The sequence below is a fragment of the Epilithonimonas sp. JDS genome (assembly GCF_021261315.1).
Lineage (GTDB): Bacteria > Bacteroidota > Bacteroidia > Flavobacteriales > Weeksellaceae > Epilithonimonas.
The window spans coordinates 1,088,618-1,108,768 of sequence record NZ_JAJSAX010000001.1; the positions used below are offsets into that span (position 1 = coordinate 1,088,618).

Below are 20,151 nucleotides of genomic sequence, written 5' to 3' on the forward strand. Positions count from 1 at the left end.
GCTTGATTTTGTTAATCAAACAATCAGTTTTAAATTATGAAGAAGCTCCTCATTTTGATACTTATGTTTTTCTTTTTCGGAAAAGTTTTCAGTCAAACCGAAAGATACATCTACCAGACGGAAGTGAATCCAGACACCATCAATCTTGTGAATATGAAAGTTGAGAACACATTTCTGGACATTAAAGGAAATCAATCATTATTCATCAGCGAAAGCAAATTACTTAGAGATTCCTTGACAACCGTTCTAAGACAACAAGGCATTACAGAAACAAAAAAATCTAAAAAAGATAAATCCGAATTTCCAAAACTGCCGAATGGGAAATCTATCCAGCCGACTTTCTTCGATTATTTTATTACAAAAAACAGGGATGACAAATCGGTGAATTTTGTTGAAAGCATTGGATCCAAACAAGTTTACTATCAGGAAGATCGAAAAATGATTTGGGAAGTTTCACCGCAAGTTTCTGATTTTAATAATTATAAAGTTCAAAAGGCAATAATGAAATTTGGAGGCAGAACCTGGACAGCATTGTTTACTCCAGATATTAAAATCTCAGATGGACCTTATAAATTCCTTGGTCTTCCAGGTTTGATCTTAAAATTGGAGGATGACAAAGGCGATTACAGATTCAGCTTTGTGAAGAAGATCAATATTGAAAAAGCCTTTTCCGAAAGCATAAAACAAGACGCCAGAAAATCGACAAGAATTAATTTCCAAGGTGACAAAGCATCGGTACGAATGGAAATGGTCAACAATAAAGATCCGGAAATCAACTTCGACAGCTTCAACCGAATGAATAACAATGGAAGTGGCAGAATGAATAATGGATTTGGAGGTCAAGGCCAGCAGCCTGGCGGAATGCAAAACGGCGATATGGGCGGACAACCAGATATGCAAATGGGAAATCCTTCGCAGCAATCTTCGGCGAGTCATGGAAACACAATGAACTTCGGGAATACAAATCCAATAGAACTAAGCAACAAATATTAATATGAAAATTTTAAAACTACTAAGCATACTTGCAATGCCTCTTTTGATGGCTCAGCAAAGCACTCGTTTCGTTTATCAGGCGACATTGACACCCGATTCTACCAACGTTGAGAAAAAAACGGAATTGGCTTATCTTGATACAGACGGACAAAAATCTGTTTTCTACGCAGAAAATTCGATGAAGCGAGATTCTATAATGGAAAGAATGCGCACCACGAAAAACTTTGACAGAAGCCAAATGCAAAATCTGAGAAGCAATCTGCAATTCATAATCGAAAAAGATCTTACAAACCAGACTTTGGTTTACAAATCAAGAATCGGAAGAGACAATTATTCGTATTCAGAAACGCCGGCCTTTGGATGGAAAATATTGCCGGAAACGGTAAAAATTGGAGATTACCAAACCCAGAAAGCAGAAACCAAATTCGGTGGAAGAACCTGGTACGCGTGGTTTACACAAGAGATTCCTTTGCAGGACGGTCCTTATAAATTTTCCGGATTGCCTGGATTGATTTTGAAAGTTCAAGACGACAAAGGCGATTATTCTTTCGATTTGATGCAGACAAAAAAAATAGCGGAGATCTATCAACCTTTGAATAGAGGACAATTTATCTCACTTTCCAAATCAAAATATGCAGATATGGAAAAGAAGATGCAAAAAGATCCTGCAAGTTTTGTGAACGCGTTAAGGAACAGCGGAGGCGGAAGAGGTCCAGCTGGCGGCGGTGCCAACAGACCTGGAATGGATCCGAAACAAATGCAGGAAATGCAGAAACGAATGGAAACTGAGATAAAAAGCAGAAACAATCCTATTGAATTGAAATAAAAAAAACCGGAAATTAATTTTCCGGTTTTTTGTTTTATGACTTTCTGATTTCTTTGACTTCCTCAATTTTTTCATTGAAGTAACCCTTTTTCTGCGGATGCTTTTCAATCAAGATTTCGTAGGCTTTTATCGCTTTGGAATAGAGTTTTTGCTCCACATATAATTTTGCCAAAGTCTCGGTCATCAAGTGGGAAATGTCGTCTTTTTTCTCTTTTACGACAAAATTGACCTCATCTTTCAATTGAGATATTTTTGGATTTTTTTCTATGAATTGATCAATGATTTTTTCTTTGACAACAATGGTTTTCTCTGGTAATTCTTCGGATTTTGGTCTGTCGATTTTCAGCCAGTTTTGCCAGGTGTTGATGAATGTGCCAACATTACTGTCTGCCAAATCCTGTTCGATCGATTTGTCCAGAATTGGAGGGATTTCCTTTTCTTTTTCTTCAATTTTTGAAACATCATTTCCAAAAAATGAAACGTTAATTAAAGGTCTTTCGCTTTCAGTGATTTGAGGTTTTTCTTCTTCAAACGGTTGTTCATCGATGATAATTTCCTCTGTCACTACAGGTTCTTCAACTTTTTCCTCAATTTTTATCTCCTGTTTTGGCTGTTCAATTTCCGGCGATTTTCCAATCAATGCATCTGGCGTATTTGTGGAAAAAGACATTGGTTTCCAGGTAGAAACTGGCTCAACAACTTCCTCTTCAATCTTAATATTTTTAGGTTTCGAAATTTGAGTTTCGGTTGAAATTTCTTCCGGTTTTGAAACTTCAAATGTCTGGGTATTTTCAAAACTGATTTGATCCTTAATGTCTTCTTTAGCAATTTGATCTGCCTGAACTTCAGTTTCCTCTATTTTTTCAGGTTCTGAAACTTCGAAAGATTGAGTATTCTCAAAATTGACTTCATTTTCAACAGCTTTCGTTTCGTCTTGATTTTCAGTTATTGCTTCAATTTTCTCAACTTCAACAGGCTTTGAGACCTCAAAAGTCTGCGTTTCTCCAAAACTGATTTGGCTGTTGTCAATTTGATCTTCAGAAATTTCATCAACGGAAGCTTCTTTATACTCCGATTTTGAAACCGGTTTTTCTGCCGTTGGAATTTCTGTTTTAATCTCTTTTTTTGGTGGATTCAAATAATCCAAATGGTTTTTGGGAACAGAAAATTTTATCTGAGGTAAGAAATCTTCAATGCCATTGAAACTGATATTTCCAGACGAATCTTCATCCTGAACCTGAGTATCAACGTGTGTTTCCTCAACTTTACTTTCAGGAATTTCTACTTCCGGAATTTCTAAAACTTCTTCAACGTTGGTGTGCTCAGAAATGGTTTCTTCGGATCTGTTATCATCAATAATAATCAGATTTTCCTTAATATCTAAGTCATCCTTAACTGTGATAATTCCAGATTCCTTAGTTGCTTCCAAATCTATTTCCTGCGATTTTTCTTCGAGGAAATTTTCTTCGCCTTCGTAGAGCAATCGGTTTTTTTCACCTTCTACAACAATGAATTCTGAGTTTTGAGATTCTTCAGATTCGATAATTCTATCAATATCAAATTTATTCAGGACAACCGAAGCATCTTCAATCCCTGATGAATTTTCTTCCGTTTTTTCAATGATATTTTCCGCAGTAGTCGTTTCGTTAGCAACCTTATTTTCAACTACTTGACTTGCTGTTTCTTCGATTGGCAATTCCTCTTTCAGAATATTTTTCTGAGAATTGATAAATTGATAAAGGATTTTTTTATCCGTTGTGTAAGCGGCGGTTTTAGAAAGATTTTCTTTATAATTTTCGGACTGATAAAGATTGATTCCGTAGAGATAAAGCGCCCTGATACTTTGTGCATAAGGCATTTTTGCTGATTCTGATTCCAGGATATGGAGGTCAGATTCAGTAATGATTTTTGGATTCTTTATTAGTTCTAAAACTCTAGTATTCATACTTTTACCAGTTGGCGACAATGTCGTTATAAATTTTGTTGATGATCCTTTCGTTCACGATTCTCACTTGCGCAGTTTCTATCGTGTTGAGATCCAGATCACTGTTGAAAACAGCTTCATCACTGTAAGTTCTGTCGAAGCTCAAAGTAGGATCAATTTTGTTTTCGTAATGTACTTTTATTGTAATCGTCAGTTTATTCTGCAACGCCTGGATTGTGTTTCCCTGCTCCGTCGTTGTAGCTGAACCAACGCTGGTTGGCGTGATGTTGTAATCGCTGATTTCTCCTTCTATCAAAAGATCTGGATTTTCTACAGCGCCTTTCAAAGTGGTTCTTTGCAGAAAACGGTTTTGCAATGCCACCGTAAAATCCTGACTTAGACTCGGAAGATTATTGGCCGCGTTATTCGGAAACGTATTGATCTTCACGGTTTTCATCTCGGGACTGAGAGACGATCCTGTGAATGAATAACACGAAGTCAGAAGTAATAAAAGCAGGAATGAGATTCCAGAAACAATTTTCATAAATTAATAGTTTTGACCGATTTCTGTGATGTCATCATATTCAACTTGAGACAATCCATCTTTATATGCAAAATAATGTGCACAATAGATAAACGGAATCGTAAAGAAAACACCGATTCCACAAAGGATAATTCCAATTTCTCCCAGGAAACTGACAACGATACTGAACAAGAAAATCATAATAAGATTTCCAGTGGACATCACTTTTGAGATGTTCCAGGCCTGTTTTAAATCGGCAATATTTTTCAGGGACATCAAAGCAATAATATAAAAACCTTTCAGTGTAAAATAAAAAATGACCACAACAATGAAAAGAACGTAAAGTCCCATTATCAATCCCACAAATCCTGAAGGCTGCTCTCCTCTCAACATTCCTGTTAAAGCCAAAAGCACAAAATATGGAATGTAAAGGGCGATCACTCCCGCAAAAATTAATAACTGCGGAACAAAATATTTCATAAAATCACCAAAATTGAAAACTTCTGATGGTTCTGCCTGCTGTCCTTTGTCAATTTTGCGTATAAATTTGAGTAAGTTACTCACTGCTACGACGCCGCAAAATGGGATGATCGACATCAAGATTGTACAAAGTGTCGCTAAGAAAATGGGCATAAAGTTAGCTTTCAGCAGATCAAATCCCTGGCTGATGTAGTTGCTAAATTTAAAATCTACTGGTCTTGGGTTCATTTTTGTTTCCATATTATTCCTCTAGATTATATTGTTTTATTTTTCTGTAAAGCGTTCTTTGAGAAATTCCCAATTCGTCTGCCGCTCTGTTTCTTCTGCCTTTATGTTTTTCTAAAGCTTTGATAATCAAATCTTTTTCATTATTCTGAAGCGAAAGCGATTCTGGTCTGCTTTCTTCCAGTTCAATATCTTCTACATCGTTGTAATGATGATCCTCTTCATCAGAAATAATTGTCGGATGATGAATTTGATTCTGATTCTGCTGATTATTTTCAAAATAAAGCAAAGAATTTGGACTTGCCGACTGCTGCGTTTCCGGAGTATAAATCCTGTTGATGAGATTTTTTTCCTGCAAACTCAGATCCGTGTTTCCCTTGTTTTTTATCAGTTCCGAAGTTAAGGATTTTAAATCATTAATGTCGCTTCGCATATCGAAGAGAATTTTGTACATAATATCGCGTTCCGAACCAAAATCTCCGGAAGTACTATTTCCGCCAGTCTTAGAAATGACAGCAGGTAAATTCGCATTCATTGGGATATACTCTGCCAGTTTTGTGGAATTCACTTCGCGGTTCTGCTCCACAACCGTCATCTGCTCCACCAGATTTCTCAATTGACGGACGTTCCCCGGGAAAGCATAATTTTCCAGATACGAAACCGCATCGTCTGTCAGTTTCAGTTCCGGCATTCTGTATTTTTCAGCAAAATCAATCGCAAACTTTCTGAATAACAGATGAATGTCGCCTTTTCTCTCACGAAGCGCCGGCATATCAATCTGAACCGTATTCAGACGGTAATACAAATCCTCACGGAAACGATTGTCTGTGATAGCCTTCATCATATTTACGTTGGTCGCTGCCACAATTCTTACATTCGTTTTCTGAACTTGAGACGAACCAACCTTCATAAATTCGCCGCTTTCAAGAACTCTCAGGAGACGAACCTGCGTTTGAAGTGGTAACTCTCCAACCTCATCTAGAAAAATTGTTCCGCCATCAGCGACTTCGAAGTAGCCTTTTCTGGTGGAAGTTGCGCCGGTAAAAGCGCCTTTCTCGTGCCCGAAAAGCTCGGAATCTATTGTGCCTTCCGGGATTGCGCCGCAGTTTACGACAATATATGGTTGGTGTTTTCTTCTGGATTCGCCGTGGATAATTTTCGGGATAAACTCTTTCCCTACTCCACTTTCTCCCATTACTAAAACCGAAATATCTGTTGGTGCTACCTGGATTGCCTTTTCCAAAGCGCGGTTAAGTGCCGGGAAATTTCCGATAATTCCGAAGCGTGCTTTTATGGATTGTAAATCTGCCATAATTTTAATTTTTTAGTCCGTAGTCAAATGATTTAACCCGGAAGATTTTTGATTTGAATTTTTAGAAATAAAATTTACAGTTCGGCAATTTGCTTTCTGTAAACTTTGTTGAAATGATGCGTGTAGCCATCTTTCATTGTTTTGCCATCATCGTACGTTTTGAGGGCAAGTGATTTCAAATCCAAATAATCTTTATTTCTGATTTTAGAAACTTTACTTTTAAAATAAATATTCTCAGCAAAATCATAAACTTTGCTTTGTTTCTCGAAGTTTTCTAAGGCTTTGTCGTATTTCCCAGTTTCGAAATAAGTGACGCCAAGCTGATAATAATCATATAAACCAACGTTGTGGTCTTTTTTTGCCAGCTGATTTTCTATAATAGAAATTGCTTTTTCTTTTTGTCCGGTTGCCGAGTAGCAAAGTGCTTTGGCGATCCGCAGTTCATAATCGCCATTGACGGAATATCCCAAATATCCGGTTGGATAAATCTTTTCTAAGGCTTCAATATCTTGAATAGCACCTTCGTAATCTCGGAAAAACTGGTATCTGCACCAGCCTCTATACGCAAGATTTGCTTTGGGATTGAGTTCTACACTTTTATCAATCAGTTTTTTCCAGGAAATAAAATCGCCGCTTTTAAGATAAGCAACTGATTGTTCTTTGTAAGGATAATCAAAATTTGGATCAATTTTTATGGCTTCTGATAATCCGTCTTGGAAACGCTGGTCGAACTGATAAAAAAGCTTGACAGTTTCCGTTGTTTTTTCACAGGCTTTATACTTTATGGAATCGCCTTCCAAGCGAAAAACATTACAGTTTAAGGATTGACCGTAAGTGAAAAAAGCAACTAAAATCAGTTGAAAACTAAGGCAATATTTCGTCGATTTTTCCATCTTTTATTTTGAAAATTAAGTATTGATAATAATCGACTTTCTTGCCGTTGACTGATTTTGGAATCCAGCCAATTAGGGATTTTGTAATATTTAGTAGCTGAGAGGTAATATTTTTATCGAATTCTATTGGTTCGTAGTCGTAATTTGCAGTCAAAATTCTGAATCTGTCGGATTCTCCATTACAGTTGACAACAAAACGAATTCTTACCAAACCGTTTTCCTTTTTTACGTTTTCTGAAATATATTTCTTCTCAAATTCTTCTTCAATAGCCAACTTTTCGCCTTTATATTGAAACCCATTCGAATCATTAAAATATTGATAAATCTGATTTTCATTACATAAAACGAAATCTTTTCGATCGGTTTTTTCATCAAAAGATATATTTCCAATCCAATTCCATTTTATACTTTGAGATAAAAACAAATTCGGTAAAAGAAATAATATGTAAAAAATATTCTTCATAGATGTTTTAAACCTCGATTAAAAAAGAAAATTCTGTTTATGTCAATTTATAAAATCGTTTCCCCCAAAAGCGTTCCCTGCGTATTGCCGTGCACGTAAACAGACACAATGTCGCCCAGTTTTTGGCCTTCAAGCTTATCGAAAACGCAAACTGCATTTTGGGAATTTCTGCCTTTCCATTGGTTTTGGTTTTTTTTGGAAGTTCCTTCGATGAGTATTTCGTGAACTCTGCCAACATAACCTTGCATTCTTTTTCTGGAAAGTTCACCTTGCAAAGCGATCACTTCTGCTAATCTTCTTTGTTTTACATCCGCAGGAATATCATCTTCAAGCTTCTTGTGGGCAGGCGTTCCGGGTCTTGTGGAATAAGAAAACATATAACCGTAATCGTACTCTACTTCTCGCATCAAACTCATTGTTAATTGGTGATCTTCTTCAGTTTCCGTACAGAATCCAATGATCATATCTTGTGAAAATGAAATGTCTGGAACAATTTCTTTTCCTTTTTTAATTAAATCCAAATATTCCTGTCGCGTGTGCTGACGGTTCATCAACTGAAGGATTCTGTCACTTCCGCTTTGAACGGGAAGGTGAACATAATTACAAATATTATCGTGTTTTGCAATCATTCTGAAAACCTGTTCCGTCATCTCGTGCGGATTGGAAGTTGAGAATCTGATTCTCATTTTCGGAACGGCAACTGCAACCATATCAAGCAACTGAGCGAAATTAATAGCTGTCAGTTTTTGCATTTCGGAAGCTTTGGCAAAATCTTTTTTCGGGCCGCCACCGTACCAAAGGTAGGAGTCAACATTCTGCCCAAGAAGTGTAATTTCTTTATAACCATTGTCCCAAAGACTCTGGCATTCCTCAATGATAGAATGCGGATCACGGCTTCTCTCACGACCTCTTGTGAATGGCACCACGCAGAATGTACACATATTATCGCAGCCTCTGGTGATCGTAACGAAAGCAGTAACGCCATTTCCACCCAAACGAACAGGGTTGATATCAGCGTAAGTTTCTTCTTTTGAAAGGATAACATTGATGGCGTCTCTACCGTCATCAGTTTCTTTTAACAAATTAGGAAGATCTCGGTAAGCATCGGGACCAACTACCAAATCAACGAGTTGTTCTTCGTCTAAGAATTTGGTTTTCAAACGTTCTGCCATACAGCCAAGAACGCCAACGGTCATATTTGGCTTTTCCTTTTTCAGATGTTTGAATTGCGCGAGACGCATTCTTACAGTTTGTTCTGCTTTTTCACGGATGGAACAAGTATTCAGTAAAATCAAATCAGCTTCTTCGACTTTCAGAGTGGTGTTATAGCCTTGCTCGTTTAGAATCGATGCAACAATCTCAGAATCAGAGAAGTTCATTTGACAACCGTAGCTTTCGAGAAACAATTTCTTCCCATTTCCCGGTTTTTCTGCTATTGCAAAAGCTTCACCTTGTTTGGTTTCGTCTATATATTTTTCCTGCACTTTATTAAATTTTAGATCTCGAATTTAAAATTCAAAATTGGATGCAAAGATACAAAATATTGTGACAGAATGGCAGAAGCGGGAATTGGAAATTATAACATTAACCCTTTATTGAAAATGGCAGATAGAATCTTGATTTGATTGCAATGTCGTGAACTTTAGCTGGTTCCCATTTTTTATTTTTTAAAGTCTGTTTTATAGCATATAAAATCATTTCATCAAATTCTTTTAATCCTGAACTTTCAACCATTTCTACTTCATCCAATTCACCTTTTTCATTAATTACAAAAGTTGTTTTTATTCTTAAAGGTTGATTACCTTTGATCACAAAACCAGAAATATCAACTCTTTTTATAACGTCATCACGAAATTTCGCAACATCAAAGTTTGATTTACTAACAAACTTTCCGATACTGTAATTTGTTTCATATTTATCGAACAGGTCATCCATATAAAACATAACTCTTGCAATGGTTGATTTTTCCTCACCATTGATTTTTGCAGGAATCCACCTATCCATTTTTGGTATAACTTCTTTTGCTAATTCATAAGAACATTTGTTTTCGTTGGACCAGTTATTTTCCAGTAATACAGCTTTATTATCTGGATTTATAATTATAAATGCAATGAATAACTCATCTTTTTTTTCGCAGGGTTTTAATTTTTCCTCAATCAGAATTTTATGGAATTCCTTGTAAAATTCAGGAAAACCACCAAGATAGCAATGCTGATCATTAGGGAAAAACGGGTAAGGATATTGGTTTTGTGCTTTTACAAATAAAGAAAAAACAATAAAAAACAACATTAAAATTATTCTATTATTCATATCAAGGCTATTCAAATTAATATTCCTCATCCGAATGATCAGACGTGAAATTGATTTCGAAAATAATATTAGAACTTACCGAAACGCCGTTTTTGATGGCTGGTTTCCATTTTTTTCTGATGCGTCTCATCGCAAAATCCATATCCTGTTTGAACTCTTCATCGTTCTTCACTTTAGGATAGATTTTCAGCTCGCTCATCTTCCCTTTTTCATCGATGGTCAAAACAAAAGAAAATTTTCCGTTCACGGCGTAAGCAGTAATGTCCACATAGGCGTGAACCATTTTCATAAACTCATTTCGGAAGGCAGTTTGTCCGCCGGGAAATTCGGCTTTGGAATCTGCAATGACTTCAGTTTTGATGGTTTCGGATTGTGAAAAAGCAGGAACACTTGTCAATAAAGCGATTATTAAAAGGCAGATTCTCATTATGATGGTTATAAGTTTTGTCAAATATATTAAAATGACTTTAGAAAACCGATTTAGCTTTTATTAATCTTTCCCCGTGTAAAAATTATAATCTTTTATCACAACACTGATGAATTGTCTCTGGGTAAACGGAATCGAATCCGAGTCCAGCTTCAGAATTTCAACAATTCTTTTTGTCAGCCTGTTGATGATTTCGCGGTCATCGGATTTCAAAGCTTTCTGGAAATTCTCCTTGATGATTCTCACGTCATTATCACTTAATAAAATAACCTGCGGAAACGTTGGGACGTAATCTTCTTTCAACTGTTCCAAAATCGTGTGCGAAATATTGACATTATTTTTTAGAGAAATCACCGCTGTTCCAGTGGCAATATCACCCAAACGCTGGTTGTTTTTTGAGGCCATTGCCGTGACAAATGCAACGATTCCCATACAACCGACAATATCTACAAGCCGGAAAATCCACCGCATCAAATAATCGCCAAAACCCGCCTGATAACCATCAATTTTTACGACTTTTATTTTCATTAACTTTTTACCGAAAGTCTGCCCTTCCATCATACTTTCCAGCACCAAAGTATAAATGTGAATCGGAAATGTGATGATCATAATAAACGCACCAAGAGACCAGCCATCCATATCTTTGGTGAAATTGTCGTAGTCCAGAATATTCCTCGTCAGCCAAGAAAGAACGATGATATAAATCCCTTTGATAAACGAATCAATAAAAAAAGCAATGATCCTTTCTCCAACTCCGGCCAACGTAAAATTAACATTTACATTTTGTGAAGTATTGATGCCTATTTGATCCATATTTTTATTATTTTAGCATTTATGAGAGAAGTGGCTTTTATAAAGCAAAATAAAGCAAAATGGTTGGAAATCGAAGAGGTCGTCAGTGGAAAAATGAAAAAAAATCCAGATGATCTCTCCTCGCTTTACATCAATTTGATTAATGACCTCTCTTTTGCCCAGACTTATTACCCAAAAAGCAAAACGACAGTTTACCTCAATTTTCTTTCTTCTCAGATTTTTCAGAAGATTTATAAAACCAAAAGAATCGAGGAAAACCGCATCAGGCATTTTTTCACCACAGAAGTTCCGCTCACCGTTTACGAATATCGGCGCTATCTCTATTATGCTTTTGCTTTCTTTATTTTGTTTGTGGGAATTGGTGTGATTTCTTCCATTTACGACAAAGATTTTGCTACCCTTATTTTGGGCGAAGGCTACGTGAATCAGACTTTGGAAAACATCAAAAAAGGTGATGCCACTGCGATCTACGGTTCCGGTTCCAACTGGGGTTCATCTTTAATGATTATCGTCAACAATCTGGTGGTTGGTGCAAAACTTTATATTTTCGGCATTCTTGGCGGCTTGGGAACTTTGTATGCACTGATGCAGAACAGCATTATGTTGGGCGCATTTCAATTTTTCTTCAAAACACACAATGCTTTGCTGGAAAGTGCAAAAGGAATCTGGCTGCACGGCGTATTTGAAATCTTCGGAATGGTGGTGGAAGCGATGGCTGGTTTGGTTTTAGGCGCATCCATTTTGTTTCCGAAGACTTTATCGAGATTAGAATCTTTCAAACTTGGTTTTAGAAATAGTTTTAAAATCTATCTCAGCACCGTTCCGTTCACCATTTTTGCGGGATTGATTGAAGGATTTGTCACAAGATATGCGCAGACAATGCCTTTGGTTCTGAATATCATCATTATCTTCGGAACCTTGTCTGTTATTGCTTTTTATTATTTTATTTATCCTCATATCGTTATCAAAAAACTAAACCAAAATGCAATTATCCCAACACCGAAAATTCTTTAATCTGACAATATGTATTTGAATAGATGAGATTTAGAGTTTTCCTTTTTCTGATTTTTTCTTTGTTCGGAACGTCTGTTTTTTCACAATATGAAGAGACAGATGAAGTTGTGGTTGTAGATTCAACGAATTCTGAGATTTTCATCGAGTCAGATTCTTTGGTTAGGACGAATTATTCGACTGATAATATCCTTTATCCCAAAAAATTTGCTCCGAATTTTAAGAGCAAATACAAAGGAAATGACTTTAATTACGAAGTTGCAAAACCAAAAGAGTCGGTTTGGGATTTAATCAAAAGACAAATCGCAAAGATATTATCCAAAATCTTTAAAGATATTGATCCTAATAAAGCGGCCAATTATACCGCCAACATTCTGCGCTTTTTTGGCATTTTAATTATCGGCTTTCTCCTGTTTATTTTGATTCGATATTTAATGTCCAAAGACGGGAATTTTTTGTTTGGAAAAAGGAACAGAAAAATCAATATTTCCAGTCACGACATCGAAGAAAACATCCACGAAATCAACTTTCCTGAAAGAATTCTGCAACTGGAAAAGCAGCAGGATTACCGCTCTGCAATTCGTTATCATTTTCTTTATTCCCTAAAAAAACTAACCGACAAAAACCTCATCAACTGGAATGTTGAAAAGACAAACCGGGATTACCTTAGAGAACTGAAAAACAAAACATTGCAAGAGGATTTCCGACGCGTTATTTATGTTTACGATTACATCTGGTACGGCGAATTTGATACTTCGGAAGGAGATTATCAACATTATAAAACTTATTTCAATAAATTCTAAAAACACTTCATCCCAATAAAATCAATGAATAAAAATTTCAAAATATACGCTGCGATCCTCATCATCATTCTGATTGTGGTGGCTATGTTTGGGAGAAAGGAAAAACCCGTTTTGGATTGGCGGAAGAATTACAATATTGAAAAAAAGACACCTTTCGGACTTTACATTTTCGATCAGGAATCCAATAAATTATTCAATAAAAAATTAGAAAAAACAGGCGTTTCACCTTATAATTACTACCTGAAAAATAATCAGAAAAAGCCACATAACATTCTGATTATCCAGAAAGAACTGGACGAAATTTCCTGGCAATATATTATGAATGAAGTCTCAAACGGTTCTGATGTGATGTGGTTTACCGACAAAACAACTGCACCTTTGCGGGACACTTTAGGTTTCAGATTCAAAACAGTCAGTTATGCAGAAAATTACTATTTGCAATTCACCGATAAAAAATTGAAAAACAACAGATTATTCATTGATAAATCTCCTGATAATAAAGGTTTTTCTTATATCAGAAATGACATTGAAGTGTTGGGAAAAACTTTAAGTAAAGAAAATAATAATCAGACTTCCATCAACGTAGATTTTGTCAAAGTTCCATTTGGCGAAGGTCATTTTTATATTCATTCCGAGCCATTGGTTTTGACGAATTATTATCTTCTCAATTCAAAAAATAAATATCTGGAAAGCGTTTTATCTTACCTTCCAAATCGGGAAACGGTTTGGTTTATGGACAATGATACGCCGCTGTCGATGTCTCCGCTGAGATTTATCCACAATAATCCTTCGCTAAAATATGCGTGGTATTTGCTGATTTTCGGTTTGGTTGTTTTTGTCATTTTTAATGCAAAAAGAAAGCAGCGCATTGTTCCAATCGTTGAGCCTTTGAAAAATACTTCTGTTGAATTTATCAAAAGCATTGGAAATCTTTATCTTCAGGAAGGTGATTTCCACGAGATGATGGCGAAAAAAGCACAATATTTTTTGAATAAAGTAAGAATGGATTTGATGATCGACACACAAAATCTAGACGAGCAATTCATCAATAAACTCCATCTGAAAACCGGAAAAAACATAGAACTAATAAAAGAAGCTGTAGAACTCTTGAAAAAAGGTCAGGATCCGTATGCAAGTGTGATGAAGGAAGATTTGATACGGATGAATCAGCTTCTAGACCAAATTTTAAAATAACCAATTATGGAAGAACAATATCAAGACAAAGCGCCCGAATTCCAGTCAAGGCTGGATATGACGGACTTGCGAAATAATCTGGAACGCGTAAAAGCAGAAATAGGAAAAGTCATCATCGGTCAGGAAAATATGATTGAGCATTTGTTGGTCGCTCTGCTTTCGAATGGACACGTTTTAATCGAAGGTGTTCCGGGCGTGGCGAAAACTATTACAGCAAAATTATTGGCTAAAACCATTTCAGTAGATTTCAGCAGAATCCAGTTTACGCCGGATTTGATGCCTTCCGATATTTTGGGAACTTCCGTTTTCAATGTGAAAGAAGCGGATTTTAAATTTAAAAAAGGACCTATTTTCTCAAATTTTATTTTGATTGATGAGATCAACCGTTCGCCTGCAAAGACGCAATCCGCTTTGTTCGAAGTGATGGAAGAGCAACAGATTACGATGGATGGCGTGAAGTATCAAATGGAAGAACCATTCTTGGTTGTTGCAACACAAAATCCAATCGAACACGAAGGAACTTACAGATTGCCTGAAGCGCAGCTTGACCGTTTCCTTTTTAAAATTGAAGTTGGTTATCCAAATCTGGAACAGGAAATTGAAATTATCAAGAACCAACATAACAACAGATTAGAAGATAAAACCGACGTGGTTCAAACCGTGATTTCCGGACAGCAATTGAAGCAATATCAGCAATTGGTAAAAGAAATCATCGTTGAACAAAATCTTTTGGAATACATTGCAAAAATCATCGTCAATACAAGAGAAAATCAATTTTTATATTTAGGAGCTTCACCAAGAGCAAGTTTGGCTTTGTTGACGGCGAGTAAAGCTTTTTCCGCTATCCGTGGTCGGGATTTTGTAACGCCGGAAGACATTAAGGAAGCATCATTTGCAGTTTTGAGACATAGAATAATTGTTTCCCCAGAACGCGAAATGGAAGGTTTGACAGCTGACGAAATCATTCGCCAAATTTTGGAAAGCATTGAAGTTCCGAGATAGTAATTAGGTAGTAGAATTTAGGTGTTAGTTTTTAGTTTCGTTGATTATGGCTCATTTTAAAGAATTAATTGTTTGGCAGAAGTCGATAAATTTAGTGACAGAAATTTACAGGATTACTGAGAAATTTCCTTCAAACGAGATTTATGGATTGACTTCACAATTAAGAAGAGCCTCCGTTTCTGTTCCAAGCAATATTGCAGAAGGAAACACGAGAAGAAGTAAAGCCGATTATTTACAATTTTTACGAATAGCGAGAGGGAGTTGTAGTGAAATTGAAACTCAAATCATCATTTCTAAAAACCTAGGATTTATTGACGATACTATTTTCGAAACCCTTAATTTTAATATTATCGAAATTTCTAAAATGATTAACGGTCTGATTAATTCATTAAAAGATGCAAACCCTACAACCTAAAACCTTGATGAAATCCTTATACCTAAATAACAAATTTTTCTTCGCCCTTTTCGGCGTTGGAATCTGCTATGTTTTGGCGTTTTTCTTTCCGGTGATGATGTGGATTGCCAATTCATTATTGATTTTTGTTTTAGTGTTGACAATGGTTGATGGTTTGATTCTTTTCATTAATAAAGAAGGAATCAACGCCCAAAGAATTTTGCCCGAAAAATTATCCAACGGCGATGAAAACTCGGTGAAAGTTGATATTCGAAATAATTACAATTTTAATATTAACACAAAAATTATCGACGAAATTCCCTTTCAGTTTCAAAAGCGGGATTTCCTGATTAAGAAAGAGATTGAAAGTGGAAACAGCATTTTTTTCGAATATATTCTCGAGCCTAAAGAGCGTGGCGAATACAGTTTCGGAAATCTGAATGTTTACGTGAATTCGCCAATTGGTTTGGTTTCCCGAAGATTTACATTTCAGAAAGATGTGAAGTTGGCAAGTTATCCTTCGTTCATTCATCTCAGAAAATATGAATTGATGGCGCTTCAAAACGAATTTATGCTCGGCGGAATCAAGAAAATCCGAAAATTGGGACATACGATGGAATTTGAGCAAATTCGCGATTACGTTCAGGGCGATGATATTAGAAGTATCAATTGGAAAGCGACTTCCAAATCCAGCAAGTTGATGGTGAATCAGTTTCAGGACGAGAAGTCTCAGCGAATTATGATGCTCATCGACAAAGGCAGGACGATGAAAATGCCTTTCAACGGATTGAGTTTGTTGGATTATTCTATCAATGCAACAATGGCGCTTTCTCACATTATTTTGAAAAAAGGCGACCGCGCAGGAATGATGACGTTTTCAAAAAAAACGGAGAACAAAGTCGTTGCAGACAACAAATCTGGACAGTTGAAAAAGATTTCTGAAGCGCTTTATAATGTGCAAACCAATTTCTTCGAAAGTGATTTTGGGAGACTTTATCAGGAAACGAAATTTCATTTAAATCAAAGAAGTTTAGTCTTATTATTCACGAATTTTGAAACGTTGGATGGACTGAATCGACAGATGAAATACCTGAGAGGAATTGCCAAAAACCATCTTCTCGTCGTTATATTTTTTAAAAATTCCGAAGTTCATAATCTGCTTAATAAAAATCCTGAAAATATGCAGGAAATATACGATGAAATCATTGCAGAGAAATTCGAGTTCGAGAAAAAACTGATTATTCAGGAACTCAGAAAATACGGAATTTACAGCATTTATACATTGCCTGAAAACCTCAACATAGATGTGATCAATAAATATCTGGAGATAAAAGCAAGAGGAATTTTGTAAATTTGAACTTAATTAAAATTTAAAAATGAAACGCTTTTGTCAAAAGAATGATAAAAAATGACTCACGTCTTAGCGTTCCATCTGACAAATAAAAAAAATAAATTCTACAGATGAAAATTACACTCAATAGAATCAACGACGATTTCCTTTTCGAATGTTCCAATGAACAAGGAAACTCAATTTTACTTGATAATACAACTTTGACTGGCGCAAAAGGTGTTTCGCCAATGCAGTCTTTATTAATGGCAGTGGCTGGTTGTAGCGGAATTGATGTTGTTTCAATCCTGAAAAAACAACGCCAAACCATCACCGATTTCAAAGCGGAAGTCGAGGGCGAAAGGGTTCAGGTGGACGAAGCCAAACCGTTCAAATCCATCAAAGTAAAATTCTTCCTCGAAGGCGAAATCGACCCGAAAAAAGCGAAGAAAGCGGGAGAACTATCTTTCGAAAAATATTGCTCGGTTTCCAAAACGCTGGAACCAAATGTGGAAATCACTTATGAAGTTTTCGTTAATGGAAATCTTGTAGATTAATAAAAACAAAACCTTCTCAAATCGAGAAGGTTTCTTTTTATAATTTTATCTGTTCGTCAACCTCGGCTGAATCAACTTCGCCACCGTAGAAGTCCATCCGGTTTGATGGGAAGCGCCAACGCCTCGGCCATTGTCGCCGTGGAAATATTCGAAGAACATAATGTAATCCTTGAAATGCGGGTCGTTATTGAATTTATCAACACCACCGTTGAACGCTCTGTTTCCGTTTTCATCTTTCAGGAAAATGCCACAAAGTCTGTCGCTGATGTCTTTGGAAACTTCCTCAAGATTTTTTTGAACGCCACTTCCTTTCGGATATTCAATCGTCAATGCATCACCGAAAAAGAAATGGAAACGCTGTAAACTCTCGACAATCAGGAAGTTAATCGGAAACCAAATTGGTCCGCGCCAGTTGCTGTTTCCACCGAACATTCGGCTGTCACTTTCTGCAGGCGTGTAATAAACAATGTGTTCTTGGTCGTGAACGGTAAATCGGAACGGATTTTCTTCATAGAATTTGGACATCGCACGAATTCCGTAATCACTTAGAAATTCGGATTCATCTACCAATCTTGTTAAAACTTTAGTCAATCTGGTTTTTCTAAGAATACTCAAAAGATGCTTGTTTCCTTCGCCTTCCACGTACCATTGGGAAACAAGTTTCGTGAGGTCTTGTTTGTTTTTCAGAATCCATTCCATTCGTTTTTTGAACTCTGGCAGTTTCTCCAACATACTGTGTTCCACAACTTCCACCGCAAACATCGGAATCAATCCCACAATGCTTCGAAGTTTCAAACTCACACTGTCTCCGTTGGAAAGCTGAAGCACATCGTAGAAAAATCCATCTTCCTCATTCCAAAGGCCTTGTTTGCCATCACCTATATTTTCCATCGCTTCTGCGATATAGAGATAATGCTCAAAAAACTTAATCGCCATATCTTCATAGACTGGATTGTGGATTGCCAATTCCATAGAAATCCTCATCATATTCAGCGCATACATTGCCATCCAGCTTGTTCCGTCGGCTTGTTCCAAATGTTCACCTACATTGAATTCCATATTTCGGTCAAAGGCTCCGATATTATCAAGACCCAGGAATCCGCCACCAAAAATGTTGTTTCCGTTGTAATCTTTTCGGTTGACCCACCAGGTGAAATTCAATAATAATTTTTGAAAAACCCGTTCCAAGAATGCCAAATCTGGTTTTCCATTATTTTTTTCATCGATTTTGAAAACCCGGAAAGTTGCCCACGCGTGAACTGGTGGATTCACGTCATCGAAGTTCCATTCATAAGCAGGAACTTGTCCGTTCGGGTGCATATACCATTCTTTCGTTAGCGTAATCAATTGGTTTTTAGCAAATTCCGAATCAATCACACAAAAACTCACGCAATGAAACGCCAAATCCCAAGTCGCATACCAAGGATATTCCCATTTGTCGGGCATCGAGATGATGTCCTTGTTGTGAAGATGCTCCCAATCGCTGTTTCGGACGTAACCTTTTCTTTGAATCGGGAAATTCGGGTCACCTTTCAGCCATTTTCCAACATTGTAATGGTAGAACTGTTTGTTCCAAAGCAATCCTGCAAAAGCCTGTCTTTGGACATTTCTTTCGTCCTCGTTTTCAATATCTTTCTGGATGTTCGCGTAGAAATCATCCGAATCCTGCTTTCTATGGTTGATGATTTCATCAAAATCCCAAAACGCATCCTCCATAATATGAGGCGACAATCGGAATTCGAAAACCTTATTGCTGTGCGCTTCCACGATTTCCTCACAATGCAAAGAAGCTTTCGTTCCGGTTTTCTTAGGATTAATGGTGTCTAATCCTTTCGTAATATATTGATTGATTCCATCTTTGAAAAATCCTTCAGTCTTCGGAAGATTAAAAAGTCTTGCTCTGTTCGTCTCATTTTCACAAAACAAAGCATCAACATTTCTGTTTCTGGAATATAATTTTTTGATGCTGATGCTGTCGTGGTGAATATCAATCTCACCTTGCTTGGAAAAACTAAGATTCGCCTTGTAATCATTGTAGCCCCAAACCCAATTGTTTCGGTACCAAACCGTTGGCAAAACCACGATTGGCGCTGGTTTATCACTTCGGTTATGAACATCAATCCTGATTAAAAAATCATCCTCACCAGCTTTTGCATACTCAATGAAAATATCAAAATATTCATCGTTGTCAAAAATTCCTGTGTCAATGATTTCATATTCCATCTCATTTTTGGAACGCTGACCATTCACATTGATGATTTCCTCGTACGGAAATTCATTGATTGGATATTTGTAAACCATCTTCATATAGCTGTGAGACGGCGTGTTGTCCAAATAATAAAAAATCTCCTTTATATCTTCCCCGTGATTTCCCTGATGATTGCTCAGTCCGAAAAAACGTTCCTTAATTCTAATATCTTTTTTGTTCCAAAAGGAGAAGGCAAAACACATCTGTTGCTTCTCATCCGAGATTCCTGCGATGCCTTCCTCGGCCCATCTGTAGGTCCACGCTTCTGCTGTGTCGTGGCCTGTAAATCCCCACGCATCGCCGTTTGTACTGTAATCTTCCCGCACATTTCCCCATTGGCGATGGCTCACATAAGGTCCCCATTTCTTCCAACGCGGATTCCTCAATTTTTCTTCCTCGTTCATATGTTTCTAATTATTTTAAAGA

20 protein-coding genes are annotated in these 20,151 nt (G+C 36.7%); 9 read left to right on the forward strand and 11 right to left on the reverse strand.

Features of this window, described 5'->3' with window-relative positions:
• Positions 1-36 precede the first annotated feature (36 nt).
• On the forward strand, positions 37-993 hold the full coding sequence (locus tag LUD75_RS05175) for a GLPGLI family protein (protein WP_232704597.1): 957 nt from the start codon (positions 37-39) through the stop codon (positions 991-993).
• 1 nt (position 994) lies between these two features.
• Entirely contained in the window at positions 995-1,819 is an 825-nt protein-coding gene (locus LUD75_RS05180; RefSeq protein ID WP_232704598.1) for a GLPGLI family protein, read from the forward strand.
• 34 nt (positions 1,820-1,853) lie between these two features.
• On the opposite strand, the gene LUD75_RS05185 is transcribed toward LUD75_RS05180, so the two are convergent.
• The 10 genes from LUD75_RS05185 to LUD75_RS05230 form a co-directional block, all read right to left on the reverse strand.
• Positions 1,854-3,764 (reverse strand): hypothetical protein, encoded by a 1,911-nt coding sequence (locus LUD75_RS05185; protein ID WP_232704599.1) that lies wholly within the window; start codon positions 3,762-3,764, stop codon positions 1,854-1,856.
• A 4-nt stretch (positions 3,765-3,768) separates the two neighbouring features.
• Positions 3,769-4,287 (reverse strand): LptE family protein, encoded by a 519-nt coding sequence (locus LUD75_RS05190; RefSeq protein ID WP_232704600.1) that lies wholly within the window; start codon positions 4,285-4,287, stop codon positions 3,769-3,771.
• 3 nt (positions 4,288-4,290) lie between these two features.
• Positions 4,291-4,974, reverse strand: a complete 684-nt coding sequence (locus LUD75_RS05195; RefSeq protein WP_232704601.1) for a hypothetical protein — start codon at positions 4,972-4,974, stop codon at positions 4,291-4,293.
• A 13-nt stretch (positions 4,975-4,987) separates the two neighbouring features.
• Positions 4,988-6,283: a sigma-54 dependent transcriptional regulator gene (locus LUD75_RS05200; protein ID WP_232704602.1), complete on the reverse strand. Its 1,296-nt coding sequence runs from the start codon at positions 6,281-6,283 to the stop codon at positions 4,988-4,990.
• Positions 6,284-6,357: 74 nt separating this feature from the next.
• Positions 6,358-7,176 carry a tetratricopeptide repeat protein gene (locus LUD75_RS05205; protein WP_232704603.1) on the reverse strand — a complete coding sequence of 273 codons (819 nt, stop codon included), beginning with the start codon at positions 7,174-7,176 and terminating at the stop codon, positions 6,358-6,360.
• Complete coding sequence (locus LUD75_RS05210) at positions 7,148-7,639, reverse strand: hypothetical protein (RefSeq protein ID WP_232704604.1); 492 nt, start codon at positions 7,637-7,639, stop codon at positions 7,148-7,150. The genes LUD75_RS05205 and LUD75_RS05210 overlap by 29 nt, the downstream gene beginning before the upstream one ends.
• A gap of 47 nt (positions 7,640-7,686) precedes the next feature.
• On the reverse strand, positions 7,687-9,123 hold the full coding sequence (gene miaB / locus LUD75_RS05215) for a tRNA (N6-isopentenyl adenosine(37)-C2)-methylthiotransferase MiaB (RefSeq protein WP_232704605.1): 1,437 nt from the start codon (positions 9,121-9,123) through the stop codon (positions 7,687-7,689).
• Positions 9,124-9,223: 100 nt separating this feature from the next.
• Positions 9,224-9,949, reverse strand: a complete 726-nt coding sequence (locus LUD75_RS05220; protein WP_232704606.1) for an energy transducer TonB — start codon at positions 9,947-9,949, stop codon at positions 9,224-9,226.
• Positions 9,950-9,965: 16 nt separating this feature from the next.
• Positions 9,966-10,376: an energy transducer TonB gene (locus LUD75_RS05225; protein WP_232704607.1), complete on the reverse strand. Its 411-nt coding sequence runs from the start codon at positions 10,374-10,376 to the stop codon at positions 9,966-9,968.
• A gap of 63 nt (positions 10,377-10,439) precedes the next feature.
• Positions 10,440-11,189 carry an RDD family protein gene (locus tag LUD75_RS05230; protein ID WP_232704608.1) on the reverse strand — a complete coding sequence of 250 codons (750 nt, stop codon included), beginning with the start codon at positions 11,187-11,189 and terminating at the stop codon, positions 10,440-10,442.
• Positions 11,190-11,210: 21 nt separating this feature from the next.
• Here LUD75_RS05230 and LUD75_RS05235 point away from each other — a divergent pair, with 21 nt between their 5' ends.
• The 7 genes from LUD75_RS05235 to LUD75_RS05265 all read left to right on the forward strand — a co-directional run bounded on the left by LUD75_RS05235 (position 11,211) and on the right by LUD75_RS05265 (position 17,477).
• Complete coding sequence (locus LUD75_RS05235) at positions 11,211-12,203, forward strand: stage II sporulation protein M (protein ID WP_232704917.1); 993 nt, start codon at positions 11,211-11,213, stop codon at positions 12,201-12,203.
• A gap of 23 nt (positions 12,204-12,226) precedes the next feature.
• Positions 12,227-13,003: a DUF4129 domain-containing protein gene (locus LUD75_RS05240; protein WP_232704609.1), complete on the forward strand. Its 777-nt coding sequence runs from the start codon at positions 12,227-12,229 to the stop codon at positions 13,001-13,003.
• A 24-nt stretch (positions 13,004-13,027) separates the two neighbouring features.
• Positions 13,028-14,197 (forward strand): hypothetical protein, encoded by a 1,170-nt coding sequence (locus tag LUD75_RS05245; protein ID WP_232704610.1) that lies wholly within the window; start codon positions 13,028-13,030, stop codon positions 14,195-14,197.
• A 6-nt stretch (positions 14,198-14,203) separates the two neighbouring features.
• Positions 14,204-15,199, forward strand: coding sequence for a MoxR family ATPase (locus LUD75_RS05250; RefSeq protein ID WP_232704611.1), 996 nt, complete (start codon positions 14,204-14,206; stop codon positions 15,197-15,199).
• Between the two features lie 46 nt (positions 15,200-15,245).
• A complete protein-coding gene (locus tag LUD75_RS05255) occupies positions 15,246-15,614 on the forward strand; it encodes a four helix bundle protein (RefSeq protein WP_232704612.1) in 369 nt (122 codons plus the stop codon).
• A gap of 7 nt (positions 15,615-15,621) precedes the next feature.
• Entirely contained in the window at positions 15,622-16,944 is a 1,323-nt protein-coding gene (locus LUD75_RS05260; protein ID WP_232704918.1) for a DUF58 domain-containing protein, read from the forward strand.
• Positions 16,945-17,054: 110 nt separating this feature from the next.
• Complete coding sequence (locus tag LUD75_RS05265) at positions 17,055-17,477, forward strand: OsmC family protein (RefSeq protein ID WP_232704613.1); 423 nt, start codon at positions 17,055-17,057, stop codon at positions 17,475-17,477.
• Between the two features lie 45 nt (positions 17,478-17,522).
• On the opposite strand, the gene LUD75_RS05270 is transcribed toward LUD75_RS05265, so the two are convergent.
• Positions 17,523-20,129 carry a glucosidase gene (locus tag LUD75_RS05270; RefSeq protein WP_232704614.1) on the reverse strand — a complete coding sequence of 869 codons (2,607 nt, stop codon included), beginning with the start codon at positions 20,127-20,129 and terminating at the stop codon, positions 17,523-17,525.
• Between the last annotated feature and the right edge of the window lie 22 nt (positions 20,130-20,151).

Excerpts from the sequence above, each read along its gene's own strand:
- LUD75_RS05175 (WP_232704597.1), top strand. The coding sequence starts at position 37 with ATGAAGAAGCTCCTCATTTTGATACTTATGTTTTTCTTTTTCGGAAAA.
- LUD75_RS05180 (WP_232704598.1), top strand. The coding sequence starts at position 995 with ATGAAAATTTTAAAACTACTAAGCATACTTGCAATGCCTCTTTTGATG.
- LUD75_RS05185 (WP_232704599.1), bottom strand. The coding sequence starts at position 3,764 with ATGAATACTAGAGTTTTAGAACTAATAAAGAATCCAAAAATCATTACT.
- LUD75_RS05190 (WP_232704600.1), bottom strand. The coding sequence starts at position 4,287 with ATGAAAATTGTTTCTGGAATCTCATTCCTGCTTTTATTACTTCTGACT.
- LUD75_RS05195 (WP_232704601.1), bottom strand. The coding sequence starts at position 4,974 with ATGAACCCAAGACCAGTAGATTTTAAATTTAGCAACTACATCAGCCAG.
- LUD75_RS05200 (WP_232704602.1), bottom strand. The coding sequence starts at position 6,283 with ATGGCAGATTTACAATCCATAAAAGCACGCTTCGGAATTATCGGAAAT.
- LUD75_RS05205 (WP_232704603.1), bottom strand. The coding sequence starts at position 7,176 with ATGGAAAAATCGACGAAATATTGCCTTAGTTTTCAACTGATTTTAGTT.
- LUD75_RS05210 (WP_232704604.1), bottom strand. The coding sequence starts at position 7,639 with ATGAAGAATATTTTTTACATATTATTTCTTTTACCGAATTTGTTTTTA.
- LUD75_RS05220 (WP_232704606.1), bottom strand. The coding sequence starts at position 9,949 with ATGAATAATAGAATAATTTTAATGTTGTTTTTTATTGTTTTTTCTTTA.
- LUD75_RS05225 (WP_232704607.1), bottom strand. The coding sequence starts at position 10,376 with ATGAGAATCTGCCTTTTAATAATCGCTTTATTGACAAGTGTTCCTGCT.
- LUD75_RS05230 (WP_232704608.1), bottom strand. The coding sequence starts at position 11,189 with ATGGATCAAATAGGCATCAATACTTCACAAAATGTAAATGTTAATTTT.
- LUD75_RS05235 (WP_232704917.1), top strand. The coding sequence starts at position 11,211 with ATGAGAGAAGTGGCTTTTATAAAGCAAAATAAAGCAAAATGGTTGGAA.
- LUD75_RS05240 (WP_232704609.1), top strand. The coding sequence starts at position 12,227 with ATGAGATTTAGAGTTTTCCTTTTTCTGATTTTTTCTTTGTTCGGAACG.
- LUD75_RS05245 (WP_232704610.1), top strand. The coding sequence starts at position 13,028 with ATGAATAAAAATTTCAAAATATACGCTGCGATCCTCATCATCATTCTG.
- LUD75_RS05250 (WP_232704611.1), top strand. The coding sequence starts at position 14,204 with ATGGAAGAACAATATCAAGACAAAGCGCCCGAATTCCAGTCAAGGCTG.
- LUD75_RS05255 (WP_232704612.1), top strand. The coding sequence starts at position 15,246 with ATGGCTCATTTTAAAGAATTAATTGTTTGGCAGAAGTCGATAAATTTA.
- LUD75_RS05260 (WP_232704918.1), top strand. The coding sequence starts at position 15,622 with ATGAAATCCTTATACCTAAATAACAAATTTTTCTTCGCCCTTTTCGGC.
- LUD75_RS05265 (WP_232704613.1), top strand. The coding sequence starts at position 17,055 with ATGAAAATTACACTCAATAGAATCAACGACGATTTCCTTTTCGAATGT.
- LUD75_RS05270 (WP_232704614.1), bottom strand. The coding sequence starts at position 20,129 with ATGAACGAGGAAGAAAAATTGAGGAATCCGCGTTGGAAGAAATGGGGA.